This is a genomic window from Bacillus sp. 05T31 (assembly GCF_056396725.1).
Map to the genome: position 1 here is coordinate 1 of NZ_JBFTMA010001470.1, position 384 is coordinate 384.

The window sequence follows — 384 nt, forward strand, 5'->3', positions numbered from 1 at the left end:
CGGTAACTCTGGTCCATTAGCAGAGGAATTAGAAGAAGCAATCGCAGCAAATGATTTATTAGTAACATCTGTTCTATCTGGTAACCGTAACTTTGAAGGTCGTATTCATCCACTTGTAAAAGCAAACTACTTAGCATCACCACCACTTGTTGTGGCATATGCACTTGCAGGTACTGTTGATATTGACCTGAAAAATGATGAAATCGGTAAAGATGTAAATGGTAATGCTGTTTACTTTAATGATATTTGGCCATCAGCTAAAGAAATTGAAGATGTAGTTCAAAGTGTTGTTACATCTGAATTGTTCAAAAAAGAATATGCACAAGTATTTAACAGCAATGAGCGTTGGAATGAAATCCAAACTTCAAATGAAGCTTTATATAC

General features: G+C 35.2%; 1 protein-coding gene. It reads left to right on the forward strand.

Annotation, left to right across the window (positions count from 1 at the left end):
• A partial coding sequence (locus AC1DJR_RS33885; RefSeq protein ID WP_477004661.1) for an aconitase family protein occupies positions 1 to 384 on the forward strand: 384 nt, incomplete at both ends.